The following is a 15,780-nucleotide window of genomic DNA, read 5'->3' as shown; positions in this document are numbered from 1 at the left end:
AATCGTACTCTTCTCTTTTAAGGATTAGTTGAATTAATTCAAATCCACTAGTTCTCCTGTTTCTAGGTAGACTAGGCGTTCACAAATGTTAGCAATGTAATCAGCGAAGCGTTCCAGATGCCCTATGATATAAAGGTATTGAGTTCCATTGGGAATTGAGGTTTCTTGGTCTTTCATAAGTCCAATGATTTCCTTTGATAAGGCATAATAATATTGGTCAATCTGTTCATCTTTTTGAGCAATACTAATAGCTTTTGAGGCTTGGTGCAAAGGAAAGGCAACCAATAAATCGGCTAGCATGCTGAGGGATAATTTACCCATTTGGTGTAACTGTTCTTCGTCAGGGGCTAGTTGATTTTCTTTTAGTTGCAAAACAGCTTTAGCAATGCCTGCCATATGGTCTCCCATACGTTCAAGGTCTGAACAAGAAGACATGATGCTAATCACAAATCGAAGGTCAGACACTTGTGGCTGCTGCAAGGCCAACAAACGGGCACAGGTCAATTCGATAGCGCTTTGACCTTGGTTGATAGCATGATCCTTATTGATAATTAGCTCTGCCATCTCCTTGTCTTTGGAGGCTAAGGCCAGTAAGGCTTTTGAAGCTGTTTCAAGGACAAGTTGTCCTAGTCCTAAAAAGGATTGTTCTAATTCATGCAATTCTAAATCAAATTGATTTCTCATAGGTTTTTCCTTCCTTATCCGAACCGTCCTGAAATATAGTCTTCTGTGCGCTGATCTTTTGGATTGGTAAACACGTCAACGGTATCTCCAAATTCGCAAATTTCTCCTGTTAAGAAAAAAGCAGTTTTATCTGAAATACGTGAAGCTTGTTGCATGTTATGGGTAACAATGATAATCGTATAATCCTTTTTTAGTTGCTGAATGAGGTCTTCAATTTTTAAAGTGGAGATAGGGTCTAAGGCTGAAGTCGGCTCATCCATTAACAGAATATCAGGTTCTACTGCTAAAGCTCGCGCAATGCAAAGGCGTTGCTGCTGACCGCCTGATAAGGACATGGCACTCTTTTTAAGATTATCTTTGACTTCGTCCCAAATGGCTGCCCCTTTTAAAGATTTTTCCACTAAGGCATCTAATTGTTTTTTGTCTCGAATACCATGTGTCCTTGGGCCATAAGCCACGTTATCATAGATAGACATGGCAAAGGGATTAGGCTGTTGAAAAACCATCCCTACACGCTTACGTAGCTGATTAAGGTTGAATTTGCTACTATAAATATCTTGCTCATCTAAGAGGACTTGGCCTTCAATATGGCAAGAAGGAACCAAATCGTTCATCCGATTAAGGGTTTTTAGAAAAGTTGATTTACCACAACCAGATGGGCCTATCAAGGCAGTAATCTGTCTTTCTGGTAATTGAATCGAAATATTTTTTAAGGCTTGAAAGTCCCCGTAAAATAAGTCTAGGTGTCTGACTGAAAATGTTCCCATACTAGGAAGCTCCTTTCACAAGTTTTCGAGATAATAAGCTTGATAGAGTATTTATCATTAAAACAGTAATAATCAAAATCACACCGGTAGCATAGGCTTCATTGACATGTAGCCCCTCACTTGACAGCATATACATATGCAGGGCTAGAGAACGACCTGAAGACATGAGACTACTTGGCGTATTGGTAGAGGTACCTAATGTATACATGAGGGCAGCTGTCTCACCAACGATACGGCCAATAGCTAGTATCACTCCAGCTAAAATACCTGGCATGGCAACTGGTAGAACAATTCTAAAAACAGTCCGTAACTTACCTGCCCCAAGTCCATAACTTGCTTGACGCATGCTATCACTAACAGATAAAAGGGCTTCTTCTGTTGAGCGAATAATGACTGGCAACACCATGATGACTGAGGTTAAGATTCCTGATAACAGAGAGTATTGAAAACCTAAGAAGACTACAAAGAAGAGCATGCCAAACAGACCAAAAACAATGGAAGGAATCCCAGACAAGGTATCTGAGGCCAATCGCATGATTTTAACACAAAGGGAATCTTTTTTTGTATATTCCACAAGATAAAAACCAGCAAAAATCCCTATGGGCAAGGCTAAAAGAAGAGCACCAAAGACCAGAATAACGGTGGAAATAATCGCTGGCATAAGGGAAATGTTCTCAGAAGTATAAGTCCAAGAAAAGAGGGATAGACTTAGATGAGGTAAGCCTTTGATGAGGATAAAACCAATGATTAAAAAGAGAGAGCCAAAGGTTAAAGCTGAAAAACAATAAACGAGAAGTTTTAGCAGGTATTTACTCATAAGATGATTTTCCTTTCAAGTAGGCAAAGTAGGCATTAATCAAGAGAATAAGGAAAAAGAGAACTGCTGAGGTTGCAATAAGGGCTTCCCTATGCTGACCTGATGCGTAAGCCATCTCCAGAACAATATTGGTTGTTAAGGTTCTGGTTCCTGAAAAGAGTCCACTTGGAATAATTGGCTGGTTGCCTGCCACCAAAATAACTGCCATGGTTTCACCTACTGCGCGACCGATTCCTAAAATAACTGCTGATAAAATACCAGATCTCGCAGCTGGCAAGATGACACTAAAAATACTCCGTTCATGACTAGCTCCTAGAGCCAAGCTACCAGAATAATACGTTTTGGGAACTGTTCGGATAGCAGATTCTGACAAACTGATAATGGTTGGCAAAATCATTATTCCTAATAGTAACGAAGCGGTTAGGACACTCATGCCATTTCCTAAAAAGCTTCTAATCCAAGGCACCAATAATTGTAGGCCGAAAAAACCATAAACAATAGATGGAATGGCCGCCATCAAGTTGATAGCTGATTTTAAGAAGCCATAGACGGGCTTTGGACAATAATAAACCATAAACACCGATGTCAAGATGCCTGTTGGCACCCCAATCACAATCGCTCCTAAGGTAATTAATAAGGAACCAACGATCATTGGTAAAATACCATAGCTTGCCGGAATGTTCGTTGGCGACCAATCACTGCCTAATAAAAAACGGGCAAAGCCGTAGTTAGCCATGAAAGGTAAGCCATTACTAAAAATAAAGAAACAGATTAGCAAAATAGCTACAACAGCTACTGTTGCACTCATGAAAAAAATTGCCCTAAAAACTGCTTCCTTGAAGGCTTGTTTTGTCACATTTTGTCCTTTCTAGTGAAGAAAGTAAGGGAGATACGACACCTCCCTACTTGCCTTCTTTATCTTATTGTACGATGAAACGTCTGCATCTCTTTAGAGATTTATGGAGCAAACATTTTATTTAATCTTGTCCCAGATGGTTAATTTGCCACTAAAAACGTCTGCAAGTTCAGCCATACTGACTTGGCTTGCCTTATTGTCATTATTGACCACAACAGCAATACCGTCTAAAGCAATAGCATCATGGGTGAGACTCTTACCTTCTTCAGGAGTTAATTCCCTAGAAACCATACCAATATCAGCGGTTTTCTCCTTAACAGCGGTAATACCTGCTGAAGACCCATTAGAGGTAATATCAATCGTAACTTCTGGATTTTCTTTTTTATAAGCTTCTGCTAATTTTTCCATTAAAGAAGATACTGAAGTGGAACCTACAACAGACAACTTGCCTGATAAGTGTTGGCTTGTATATTCTGTGGTTTCGGTTTTAGCTTCAATAAATTTATTATCTGTGACCACTTGTTGACCTTGTTTGGAGTGGATAAAGCTGATAAAATCTTGACCTAGCTTGGAAAGATTAGAAGACCAAACAATGTTGAAGGGACGTTGAAGAGGGTATTCACCATCTAAAACTGTGTCTCGACTAGCCTTGACACCATCAATCTCTAAAGCCTTGACAGATTTCGTTAAAGATCCCAAGGAGATGTAGCCGATAGCATTAGCATTCCCTTGAACTGCTGAGAGAACACCTTCTGTACTATTTTGAATCACAGCTGTTTTGGCAGTGTTGTCAATTTTTTTATCACCGTCTTTTTTGAGAATCCCTGTGATTTCTGTGAAGGCACCCCGTGTTCCAGAGCCATTTTCTCGTGAAATCACCTCAATCGCTCCTGAAGCTGACTGTTTGGAAGCAGCTGACTGATTGCCACAGGCAACAAGCCCAAATCCTGATAAGCCAATGGCTGCAAGAGTAAGCATTTTTTTGAATTTCATAATAATCACCTTTATCTCTATGTATTTTTCTTGTGTAGGCTTACTACATTTATAGTCTAACAAGTCTTTGTAAAGGTTTATCCCTGATTCATGTAAAGATTGTGTAAAGAATCAAAAAAAGCCACTTTTGAAAAATGGCTGCTCCTAAAAATAGTTTTAAAAATTATTAGTCCTGTGCGAAAGATTGGTTAGGAAGAAAAATCGTGAAGCAACTGCCTCTGCCAAGCTGACTCGTCACCGTGACTTGACCACCTAATAATTGACTGAGTTCTTTGACAATGGCAAGGCCAAGACCAGTGCCACCAGTTTGTCTGCTTCGACCTTTATTAACTCGGTAAAAACGTTCAAAAATACGATCCTGCTCTAATTGACTAATACCAATCCCTGTATCTGATACAGAAATCTTAATGCCTTCGTTCACCTTTTGGGTCTTGACCTCAATTTTCCCCCCTTGTTCAGTGTAACGGATGGCATTGGATAAAAGATTGAGTAAGATTTGGGAAAGTAATTGACTATCTGATACGAGGGTGACATCATCTGGCACCTGCACCTTTAGCTGTAAATCCTTCTTCTTGAGCTGAGGTTGCAAGCTTTGAGTCAAATCCTGTACAAATTCTGCCAAAGAAAGGGTCGTCCATTGTATAGGCATTTGTTGAGCCTTAGATAAGGTAAGAAGATGCTCAACAATATGCTCAAGACGCAAGCTTTCTTTGTAAATAATGTCTAGAAAGTCATCCTTGAGCGCTTCTTCTTCAGCTGACATCCCCTTAATGGTTTCAGCAAAGCCCTTAATCGAAGTAACTGGTGTCCTCAATTCATGGGAGGCATTTGAGACAAAGGCTAAATTTAACTTTTCATAAGTTCTAATCGTTGTTAAATCATATAGCAAGACGAGCACAGCTTCCACAGATTGGGTGGGGCTAAAAACGGGAACTGCTGTCACTTCTAAAATCAAGTCACCCTCATGAAACCCACTTACTTCTTGTTTTAACCTTGTTTTTTGATCAAAGGCTTGGTGAACTAAATTCCGAATATCCATCCGTTTGAGGTCATCAAGTGAACTTATGTCGCCGTCCACATCGGGAAAATAATGAGGCAGAGAGCGACTGGATAATAACATCTGACCTTGAGCGGAAACTAAAAACGTCCCCATGGTTAGGTGCGACAGAAGAACCTCCATTGTTTCGGCTAGGTCCTTGTATTGCTGATCCTGTTGGGAGACTTTGGTTTTTAGGCCAGACACATACTGAGCCAAAGACTTTAAGTCTTCTTGCCCTTTTTCTAAAAAGTATTCACTACTGGTCAAGAGAGGTTGGTGCAAGGTCTCAAAAGCAACTTCCCATTTCCAAAGGCAAAAGAGCCAGTAGCCACCCAGTCCCAAAGAAAGGGCTAGAAGAAAGAGACCGATGCCTTTACTGATCCAAGTTAATGCCATCCCTGCAATCAGAATGAGGCTAACACTTAGATTGACTAGCCAAAATTGAAGGTAGTGTTTCATCTATAACTCCTTGAACTTATAACCATAACCCCGAATGGTTCGAATAAATTGAGGGGCTTTAGGATTGTCTTCAATTTTTTCCCTCAACTTACCAATATGAACGTCCACCAAACGTGTTTCCTGCCCAAAGTCATACCCCCAGATACGTTCCAAAAGACGCTCTCTAGTCAGTGTCATGTTGGGATGTTTCATAAGATAGAGCAAGAGTTCAAATTCTTTTGGGGTCAAACTCAGTAACTTATTCGCCTTGTAGACTTCATGACGCTCAGGGTATACTTTCAAGGTCCCAAATAGCCAAGAATCGTCAGCGATATTATCTGAATCATCTCCTTCTTGTTCTCCTTTAGTTCGCCTGAGGACAGCCTTGACACGCGCCAGCAATTCTCTAGGGCTAAAAGGCTTGGTCAGGTAGTCATCAGCCCCTAATTCCAAGGCCAAAACCTTATCAAATTCATCACTTTTCGCAGAAACCATCATAATTGGAGTTTTGACGCCTTTGGCTCTCAGCCGCTTACAAACTTCCATGCCATCTAATTGTGGTAACATGATATCAAGCAAGATAAAATCAAAGGGTTCTGTTTCTGCCAAAGCTAAGGCCTTCCGTCCATTTGTTACCAATTGAGTAGAAAAGCCTTCCTTACTTAAATGGTAGTCAAGCAATTTCAGAATGTGTTCTTCATCATCCACTAATAAGACTTGTTTTGTCATCTATTATCTCCTATTGGTAACATTATAACACAATTATCAGAAATCCTAACATTGCTAAATTAGATTAAATTTGCTTATCAAGACTAGTATCTGGTCAAATGCTCAATCATCTCCTTGTGCTCTGGATAGGTCGCCAGTAGATCTGCCCTTTCAAATAATTCAAAATCCTCAAATTCAAAACCAGGAGCAACAAGACAAGAAACCAGAGCATAATCCTTATCAACTGTTGATCCCCAAATAGTGCCCTTAGGAACACAGTAGTGAAGTTGTTGCCCTTTGGATATGTCCAGGCCTAAAGTGACTACTTCGTAGTGACCATCTGCTGTAATCATGTGAACAGTAAGTGGGGATCCTGCATGAAAATACCAGATTTCATCTGCTGTCAATCGGTGAAAATGTGAAGGATTCGTTTCTTCTAATAAGAAATAAATACTGGTATAAAGCGCCCTTCCCTTACCAGCAAGGTTTATAGTGTCTGAAGCTTTTTTTGTTTGTCTAAAATAGCCACCTTCAACATGGGGAGCTAACTCTAGAGTTCTTATCAAGTCTTCTTTATCCATCGGGGCCAATGGGTTGAAGTAACTCTTGTTCAAAGTGGTTTTACGATTTCAAGAACTCCTCGTTTTAGGACATAAATCGATCATATTTATGTCCTAAAACTAGTGAAGCGCCTAGCCAAAGTCCGAATAGGATTTGGCGTTAGTTACTTAGATTGCTTTGCAATCAAGTAACTTTGGCGATTTACATCTTCTCTGGCGCTTCTACTCCAAGCAAGCGAAGGGCTTCTTTGAGAACGACTGCGGTTGCGTAGCTGAGGGCTAGACGGCTGTCGTGTTCTGGGCTTTCATCCAAGATACGTGTATGTGCATAGTATTTGTTAAAGGATTGAGCCAGGCTAATTGCAAATTTAGCAATGATAGAAGGTTCAAAGTTATCTGCCGCACGGTTGATAATACGTGGGAAGTCTTGAATGAGTTTAATGATTTCCCAGCTTTCAGTATCATTCAAGCTATAGTTGCCAGCTGTTTCTGGTTTGAAATCGGCTTTACGTAAGATAGATTGGATACGAGCGTAGGCATATTGAACGTAAGGTCCAGTTTCACCCTCGAAGGATACCATAGCTTCTAGGTCGAAGTCGTATCCATTTGTACGGTCGGTTTTGAGGTCATAGAATTTAATGGCTCCAACCCCAACAGCATGTGCTACCTGATCTTTATTTTCCAATTCAGGATTTTTTGCTTCAATTTGGGCTTTGGCACGGCTAACAGCCTCTGTAACAGTAGGCTCTAGCAAGATGACATTCCCTTTACGAGTAGAGAGTTTCTTCCCTTCTTTTGTAACCAGACCAAAAGGAACGTGAGTAATGTCGTCACTCCAGTCGTAGCCCATCTCTTGCAAGACAGCTTTGAGCTGTTTAAAGTGGGCAGATTGTTCTTGACCAACGACATAGATAGATTTAGCAAATTGGTATTCGTTTTTACGGTAAAGGGCTGCAGCCAAGTCACGTGTGATATAGAGAGTTGCACCATCAGACTTCTTGATGAGGGCGGGATGTTCAATTCCATATTTCTCAAGGTTGACAACTTGGGCACCTTCTGACTCAACAAGAAGTCCTTTTTCAGAAAGAATGTCTACAACTGCATCCATCTTATCATTGTAGAAGGCTTCTCCGTTGTAGCTGTCAAATTTGACTTGCAATTCATTGTAAAGGCGGTTAAATTCCACTAAACTTTCATCACGGAACCATTGCCAAAGAGCGAGAGCTTCCTCGTCTCCATTTTCAAGTTTACGGAACCATTCGCGTGCTTCTTCATCCAAACTTGGGTCATTTTCAGCCTCAGCATTGATGCGGACGTAGAGTTTAAGGAGTTCATCGATTGGATGAGCTTTTACAGCTTCTTCGTCGCCCCATTTTTTGTAGGCAACAATCAACATCCCAAACTGTTTACCCCAGTCTCCCAAGTGGTTGACCTTGACTGTTTGATAACCGATTTTTTGGAAAATATGTGACAAGCTATCTCCGATGACAGTTGAGCGTAGGTGACCAATAGAAAATGGCTTAGCGATATTGGGACTAGACATGTCGATAACAACATTTTCTTGTTTGCCAATAGTTTGGTCAGCATAGTGTTCTTTTTCAGTGATAACAGCTTGCAACACTTGAGCAGAAATGGCAGATTTATCAAGGAAAAAGTTGACGTAAGGTCCTGTTGCAACAACTTTTTCAAAGGCTTGGCTGTTAATCTTTTCAGCCAGTTCAGCCGCAATCATTTGAGGTGCTTTACGTTCGACTTTTGCAAGTGAAAAAGCAGGGAAAGCAATGTCTCCCATTTCTGAGTTTTTAGGGGTTTCCAGTAAATTTAAAATAGCCTCTTGGTCCAGGCTATCAATGACGCTAGCCAATTCGCTAGCAATCAATTCTTTTGTATTCATTAAGAGCTCCTTTTTGGACTTTTCTACTATTTTATCACAATTTTAAAGAAAGAAGAAAAAATTTTTGAAATCTCCTATTTTTTTGGTATAATATAGTTATAAAAATAGTTATAAATATTCACATAAGAGGATTTTATGAGAAAAAGAGATCGTCATCAGTTAATAAAAAAAATGATTACTGAGGAGAAATTAAGTACACAAAAAGAAATTCAAGATCGGTTGGAGGCGCACAATGTTTTTGTGACGCAGACAACCCTGTCTCGTGATTTGCGCGAAATCGGCTTGACCAAGGTCAAGAAAAATGATATGGTGTATTATGTACTAGCAAATGAGACAGAAAAGATTGATTTGGTGGAATTCTTGTCTCATCATTTAGAAGGTGTTGCAAGAGCAGAGTTTACCTTGGTACTTCATACCAAATTAGGAGAAGCCTCTGTTTTGGCAAATATTGTAGATGCAAACAAGGATGAATGGATTTTAGGAACAGTTGCTGGTGCCAATACCTTATTGGTTATTTGTCGAGACCAGCACGTTGCCAAACTCATGGAAGATCGTTTGCTAGATTTGATGAAAGATAAGTAAGGTCTTGGGAGTTGCTCTCAAGACTTATTTTTGACAAGGAGAGACGGACAATGGCGACAGAAAAGCTATCACCTGGCATGCAACAGTATGTGGAGATTAAAAAGCAATATCCAGATGCGTTTTTGCTCTTTCGTATGGGTGATTTTTATGAATTATTTTATGAGGATGCGGTCAATGCTGCGCAGATTCTGGAAATTTCCTTAACGAGTCGTAACAAGAATGCCGACAATCCGATCCCTATGGCGGGTGTTCCCTATCATTCTGCCCAACAGTATATTGATGTCTTGATTGAGCAGGGTTATAAGGTGGCTATCGCAGAGCAGATGGAAGATCCTAAACAAGCAGTTGGGGTTGTGAAACGAGAGGTTGTTCAGGTCATTACGCCAGGGACAGTGGTCGATAGTAGTAAGCCAGACAGTCAGAATAATTTTTTGGTTGCCATAGACCGCGAAGGCAATCAATTTGGCCTAGCTTATATGGACCTGGTGACGGGTGATTTTTATGTGACAGGTCTTTTGGATTTTACGCTGGTTTGTGGGGAAATCCGTAATCTCAAGGCGCGAGAAGTGGTGCTGGGTTATGACTTGTCTGAGGAAGAAGAACAAATCCTCAGCCGCCAGATGAATCTGGTGCTCTCTTATGAAAAAGAAAACTTTGAAGACCTTCATTTACTGGATTCGCGATTGGCAACGGTGGAGCAAGCGGCATCCAGTAAGCTGCTACAGTATGTTCATCGGACTCAGATGAGGGAATTGAACCACCTCAAGCCTGTTATCCGTTATGAAATTAAAGATTTCTTGCAGATGGATTATGCGACCAAGGCTAGTCTGGATTTGGTTGAGAATGCCCGTTCAGGCAAGAAGCAAGGCAGTCTTTTCTGGCTTTTGGATGAAACCAAGACGGCTATGGGCATGCGTCTCTTGCGTTCTTGGATTCATCGTCCTTTGATTGATAAGGAACGAATCGTCCAACGTCAAGAAGTAGTGCAGGTCTTTCTCGGCCATTTCTTTGAGCGTAGTGATTTGACAGACAGTCTCAAGGGTGTTTATGACATCGAACGTTTGGCTAGTCGGGTTTCTTTTGGCAAAACCAATCCCAAGGATCTCTTGCAGTTGGCGACCACCTTGTCTAGTGTGCCACGGATTCGTGCGATTTTAGAAGGGATGGAGCAACCTGCTCTAGCTTATCTCATCGAACAACTGGATGGAATCCCTGAGTTGGAGAGCTTGATTAGCGCAGCGATTGCTCCTGAAGCCCCTCATGTGATTACAGATGGGGGCATTATCCGTACGGGATTTGACGATACCTTAGACAAGTACCGTCGTGTGCTCAGAGAAGGGACTGGTTGGATTGCTGAAATTGAGGCTAAGGAGCGAGAAAACTCTGGTATCAGCACGCTCAAGATTGACTACAATAAAAAGGATGGCTACTATTTCCATGTGACCAATTCACAACTGGGGAATGTGCCAGCCCACTTTTTCCGCAAGGCGACGCTGAAAAACTCGGAACGCTTTGGGACTGAAGAATTGGCCCGTATCGAGGGCGATATGCTGGAGGCGCGTGAGAAGTCAGCCAACCTAGAATACGAAATCTTTATGCGTATTCGTGAAGAGGTCAGCAAGTATATCCAGCGTTTGCAGGCTTTAGCTCAAGGCATAGCGACAGTTGATGTCCTGCAAAGTCTAGCAGTTGTGGCCGAAACCCAGCATTTGATTCGACCTGAATTCGGAGATGATTCGCGAATTGATATCCAGAAAGGGCGCCATGCTGTCGTTGAAAAGGTTATGGGGGCTCAGACCTATATTCCAAATACGATTCAGATGGCAGAAGATACCAGTATCCAACTGATTACAGGGCCAAACATGAGTGGGAAGTCTACCTACATGCGCCAGCTGGCTATGACGGCGGTTATGGCCCAGATGGGGTCTTATGTGCCAGCAGAAAGCGCCTATTTACCGATTTTTGATGCAATCTTTACCCGTATCGGAGCAGCCGATGACTTGGTTTCAGGTCAGTCAACCTTTATGGTGGAGATGATGGAGGCCAACAATGCCATTTCGCATGCGACCAAAAATTCCTTGATTCTCTTTGATGAATTGGGACGTGGAACTGCAACTTATGACGGGATGGCTCTTGCTCAGTCTATCATCGAATATATCCATGAGCGCATCGGAGCTAAGACCCTCTTTGCGACCCACTACCATGAGTTGACTAGTCTGGAGTCTAGCTTGGAACACTTAGTCAATGTCCACGTGGCAACTTTGGAACAGGATGGGCAGGTTACCTTCCTTCACAAGATTGAACCAGGGCCAGCTGATAAATCCTACGGTATCCATGTTGCCAAGATTGCTGGCTTGCCGGCAGACCTTTTAGCAAGGGCGGATAAGATTTTGACTCAGTTAGAGAATCAAGGGACAGAAAGTCCTGCTCCCGTGAGGCAAACAAGTGCTGTCACAGAACAGATTTCACTCTTTGATACGACTGAAGAACATCCTATCCTAGAAGAATTAGCTAAACTGGATGTTTACAATATGACACCTATGCAGGCTATGAATGTCTTAGTTGAGTTAAAACAGAAACTATAAAACCAAGACTCACTAGTTAGTCTAGCTGTATCAAGGAGACTTCTTTGACAAGTTCCCACTTTTTTGCTAGAATAACATCACACAAACAGAATGAAAAGGAGCTGACGCATTGTCGCTCCCTTTTGTCTATTTTTTAAGGAGAAAGTATGCTGATTCAGAAAATAAAAACCTACAAGTGGCAGGCCTTGGCTTCGCTCCTGATGACAGGCTTGATGGTTGCCAGTTCACTTTTGCAACCGCGTTACCTGCAGGAAGTGTTAGACGCCCTCCTTGCTGGAAAATATGAAGCTATTTATAGTATCGGGGCTTGGTTGATTGGTGTGGCCGTAGTCGGTCTAGTTGCTGGTGGACTCAATGTTGTCCTCGCAGCCTATATTGCCCAAGGAGTTTCATCTGACCTTCGGGAGGATGCCTTCCGTAAAATCCAAACCTTTTCTTATGCTAATATTGAACAATTTAATGCGGGAAATCTAGTCGTTCGCATGACAAATGATATCAACCAGATTCAGAACGTCGTCATGATGACCTTCCAAATTCTTTTCAGACTCCCCCTCTTGTTCATCGGTTCCTTTATCTTGGCAGTTCAAACCTTACCTTCTCTGTGGTGGGTGATTGTTCTCATGGTAGTCTTGATTTTTGGTTTGACTGCTGTCATGATGGGAATGATGGGGCCTCGTTTTGCCAAGTTTCAAACCCTTCTTGAGCGTATCAATGCCATTGCCAAGGAAAATCTGCGTGGCGTTCGCGTGGTCAAGTCCTTTGTCCAAGAAAAAGAGCAATTTGCTAAGTTTACGGAGGTTTCAGACGAGCTTCTTGGTCAAAACCTTTACATTGGTTATGCCTTTTCAGTAGTGGAACCTTTCATGATGTTGGTCGGTTATGGGGCGGTATTCCTCTCTATTTGGCTAGTTGCAGGGATGGTTCAGTCGGATCCGTCAGTTGTTGGCTCTATTGCTTCCTTTGTTAATTACCTGAGCCAGATTATCTTTACCATTGTTATGGTTGGATTTTTAGGAAATTCTGTCAGTCGTGCCATGATTTCTATGCGTCGTATTCGAGAAATTCTTGACGCAGAGCCAGCCATGACCTTCAAGGATGTCCCAGATGAAGAGTTGGTCGGAAGTCTTAGCTTTGAAAATGTGACCTTTACCTATCCAATGGATAAGGAACCGATGCTGAAAGATGTGAGCTTTACTATTGAACCTGGTCAGATGGTTGGTGTAGTTGGAGCCACTGGTGCAGGAAAGTCAACCTTGGCTCAATTGATTCCACGTCTCTTTGACCCGCAGGAAGGGGCTATCAAAATCGGAGGCAAGGATATTCGCAAAGTGAGTGAAGGAACCCTGCGTAAAACTGTTTCTATCGTTCTCCAACGTGCTATTCTCTTCAGTGGAACCATTGCAGATAACTTGAGACAGGGCAAAGGAGATGCCACTCTATTTGAAATGGAGCGTGCAGCCAATATTGCCCAAGCCAGTGAATTCATTCATCGTATGGAGAAAACCTTTGAAAGTCCAGTTGAGGAACGAGGAACCAACTTCTCAGGTGGACAAAAACAAAGGATGTCGATTGCGCGTGGGATTGTCAGCAATCCACGTATTCTGATTTTTGACGATTCGACCTCGGCCTTGGATGCTAAGTCAGAGCGCCTGGTTCAAGAAGCCTTGAATAAGGACTTGAAGGGAACAACAACCATTATCATCGCGCAAAAGATTAGCTCGGTTGTTAATGCAGATAAAATCTTGGTTCTAGATCAAGGACGATTGATTGGTCAAGGCACGCATGCAGACTTGGTTGTCAATAATGCTGTTTACCGTGAAATATATGAAACACAGAAAGGAAAGGAGGAGTAAAATGAAGACAGTTCAATTTTTTTGGCATTATTTTAAAGTCTATAAGCTATCATTTGTAGTTGTCATTCTGATGATTGTTCTAGCGACTCTTGCCCAAGCCCTCTTTCCAGTCTTTTCTGGACAAGCAGTGACGCAGCTAGCTAATTTAGTTCAAGCTTATCAAGATGGCAATTCAGAACTTGTTTGGCAAAGTCTATCAGGAATCATGGTCAATCTTGGTCTGCTGGTTTTGGTTCTCTTTATCTCCAGTGTCATATACATGTGTCTCATGACGCGCGTGATTGCAGAGTCGACCAACGAGATGCGCAAAGGCCTCTTTGGCAAGCTTGCTCGGTTGACGGTTTCTTTCTTTGACCGCCGACAAGATGGCGATATCCTGTCTCATTTTACCAGTGATTTGGATAATATCCTCCAAGCCTTTAACGAAAGCTTGATTCAGGTCATGAGCAATATTGTTTTATACATTGGTCTGATTCTTGTCATGTTTTCGAGAAATGTGACGCTGGCTCTTATCACCATTGCCAGCACCCCATTGGCTTTCCTTATGCTGATTTTCATCGTGAAAATGGCACGCAAATACACCAATCTCCAGCAGAAAGAGGTAGGGAAGCTCAACGCCTATATGGATGAGAGTATCTCAGGCCAAAAAGCCGTGATTGTGCAAGGAATTCAAGAGGATATGATGGCAGGATTTCTTGAACAAAATGAGCGCGTACGCAAGGCAACCTTTAAAGGAAGGATGTTCTCAGGAATTCTGTTCCCTGTCATGAATGGGATGAGTCTGGTTAATACAGCCGTCGTTATCTTTGCTGGTTCGGCCGTTCTATTAAACGATAAGACTATTGAAACAAGTACAGCCCTAGGTTTGATTGTGATGTTTGCCCAATTTTCACAACAGTACTACCAGCCTATTATTCAAGTTGCAGCTAGTTGGGGAAGTCTTCAGTTGGCCTTTACAGGGGCTGAACGGATACAGGAAATGTTTGATGCAGAGGAAGAAATCCGACCTGAAAAGGCTCCAATCTTCACTCAGTTGCAAGAAGGTGTTGAAATCAGTCATATCGATTTTTCATACTTGCCTGATAAACCTATTTTGAAAGATGTCAACATTTCTGCCCCTAAAGGCCAGATGACTGCAGTTGTTGGGCCAACGGGTTCAGGGAAAACCACTATTATGAACCTCATCAATCGCTTTTATGATGTTGATGCTGGCGGTATTTATTTTGATGATAAAGACATTCGTGACTATGATTTAGATAGTCTTAGAAGTAAAGTGGGAATTGTCTTGCAAGATTCCGTTCTTTTTAGCGGAACCATTCGAGACAATATCCGTTTCGGTGTGCCAGATGCCAGTCAGGAAATGGTTGAGTCAGCAGCCAAAGCAAGCCACATTCACGACTATATCGAAAGTTTGCCTGATAAGTACGATACTCTTATTGATGATGAGCAGAGTATCTTCTCGACAGGGCAGAAGCAATTGATTTCCATTGCTCGAACCCTGATGACAGATCCAGAAGTTCTCATTCTCGATGAAGGCACTTCAAACGTAGATACGGTGACAGAAAGCAAGATTCAGCATGCCATGGAGGCAGTTGTAGCAGGCAAAACCAGTTTCGTTATTGCCCACCGCTTGAAAACTATTCTCAATGCTGATCAGATTATTGTCCTTAAAGATGGAGAGGTCATTGAACGTGGTAACCACCATGAACTCTTGAAACTAGGTGGATTCTACTCAGAACTCTATCACAATCAATTTGTTTTTGAATAAGAAAGAAGTTGTCCTATGGGGCAGCTTTTTCTTGTCCATAAAAAATTTTTATCACAGTCTTAAAAAAAACATATTAGACGAAAGACGCTTTGAGTGATATGATAGGACTATCGTTATACTCAATGAAAATCAAAGAGTAAACTAGGAAGCTAGCCGTAGGTTGCTCAAAGCACTGCTTTGAGGTTGTAGATAGAACTGACGAAGTCAGTAACATATATACGGTAAGGCGATGCTGA

Annotated in this window: 13 protein-coding genes; 4 read left to right on the top strand and 9 right to left on the bottom strand. The window is 41.8% G+C overall.

The genetic code is table 11. The features are described from left to right. Window positions 1–33: 33 nt before the first annotated feature. The 9 genes from phoU to argS all read right to left on the bottom strand — a co-directional run bounded on the left by phoU (window position 34) and on the right by argS (window position 8,756). Window positions 34–684, bottom strand: coding sequence for a phosphate signaling complex protein PhoU (phoU, locus tag SPPN_RS10465; RefSeq protein ID WP_001245781.1), 651 nt, complete (start codon window positions 682–684; stop codon window positions 34–36). Window positions 685–698: 14 nt separating this feature from the next. Beyond that, window positions 699–1,451, bottom strand: a complete 753-nt coding sequence (gene pstB, locus SPPN_RS10460) for a phosphate ABC transporter ATP-binding protein PstB (RefSeq protein ID WP_000536446.1) — start codon at window positions 1,449–1,451, stop codon at window positions 699–701. 1 nt (window position 1,452) lies between these two features. Beyond that, a complete protein-coding gene (pstA, locus tag SPPN_RS10455; protein ID WP_000049768.1) occupies window positions 1,453–2,268 on the bottom strand; it encodes a phosphate ABC transporter permease PstA in 816 nt (271 codons plus the stop codon). Next, window positions 2,261–3,124, bottom strand: a complete 864-nt coding sequence (gene pstC / locus SPPN_RS10450) for a phosphate ABC transporter permease subunit PstC (RefSeq protein ID WP_000165892.1) — start codon at window positions 3,122–3,124, stop codon at window positions 2,261–2,263. Before pstC ends, pstA begins: the two co-directional genes overlap by 8 nt. 117 nt (window positions 3,125–3,241) lie before the next feature. Further along, window positions 3,242–4,117, bottom strand: a complete 876-nt coding sequence (locus tag SPPN_RS10445) for a substrate-binding domain-containing protein (protein WP_000669491.1) — start codon at window positions 4,115–4,117, stop codon at window positions 3,242–3,244. 166 nt (window positions 4,118–4,283) lie between these two features. Continuing rightward, window positions 4,284–5,615 carry a two-component system histidine kinase PnpS gene (gene pnpS, locus SPPN_RS10440; RefSeq protein ID WP_000683619.1) on the bottom strand — a complete coding sequence of 444 codons (1,332 nt, stop codon included), beginning with the start codon at window positions 5,613–5,615 and terminating at the stop codon, window positions 4,284–4,286. Then, window positions 5,616–6,323, bottom strand: coding sequence for a response regulator transcription factor (locus tag SPPN_RS10435; RefSeq protein WP_000166475.1), 708 nt, complete (start codon window positions 6,321–6,323; stop codon window positions 5,616–5,618). 83 nt (window positions 6,324–6,406) lie between these two features. Then, window positions 6,407–6,883 carry a cupin domain-containing protein gene (locus SPPN_RS10430; RefSeq protein ID WP_044012301.1) on the bottom strand — a complete coding sequence of 159 codons (477 nt, stop codon included), beginning with the start codon at window positions 6,881–6,883 and terminating at the stop codon, window positions 6,407–6,409. Window positions 6,884–7,064: 181 nt separating this feature from the next. Next, window positions 7,065–8,756, bottom strand: a complete 1,692-nt coding sequence (gene argS, locus SPPN_RS10425; protein WP_001092727.1) for an arginine--tRNA ligase — start codon at window positions 8,754–8,756, stop codon at window positions 7,065–7,067. A 135-nt stretch (window positions 8,757–8,891) separates the two neighbouring features. Here argS and argR point away from each other — a divergent pair, with 135 nt between their 5' ends. The 4 genes from argR to patB all read left to right on the top strand — a co-directional run bounded on the left by argR (window position 8,892) and on the right by patB (window position 15,544). Next, window positions 8,892–9,338: an arginine repressor gene (argR, locus tag SPPN_RS10420; protein ID WP_001231476.1), complete on the top strand. Its 447-nt coding sequence runs from the start codon at window positions 8,892–8,894 to the stop codon at window positions 9,336–9,338. 50 nt (window positions 9,339–9,388) lie between these two features. After that, complete coding sequence (gene mutS, locus SPPN_RS10415) at window positions 9,389–11,923, top strand: DNA mismatch repair protein MutS (RefSeq protein ID WP_000179943.1); 2,535 nt, start codon at window positions 9,389–9,391, stop codon at window positions 11,921–11,923. A gap of 146 nt (window positions 11,924–12,069) precedes the next feature. Beyond that, window positions 12,070–13,776, top strand: a complete 1,707-nt coding sequence (gene patA, locus SPPN_RS10410; protein WP_000908125.1) for a multidrug efflux ABC transporter subunit PatA — start codon at window positions 12,070–12,072, stop codon at window positions 13,774–13,776. Window position 13,777: 1 nt separating this feature from the next. Further along, window positions 13,778–15,544 (top strand): multidrug efflux ABC transporter subunit PatB, encoded by a 1,767-nt coding sequence (patB, locus tag SPPN_RS10405; protein ID WP_000859874.1) that lies wholly within the window; start codon window positions 13,778–13,780, stop codon window positions 15,542–15,544. Window positions 15,545–15,780: the final 236 nt, after the last annotated feature.

Source organism: Streptococcus pseudopneumoniae IS7493, assembly GCF_000221985.1.
In the GTDB taxonomy this organism is placed as follows: domain Bacteria; phylum Bacillota; class Bacilli; order Lactobacillales; family Streptococcaceae; genus Streptococcus; species Streptococcus pseudopneumoniae.
Note: the sequence above shows the minus strand (reverse complement) of the source record. Positions and strands in the feature narration are given on the sequence as shown.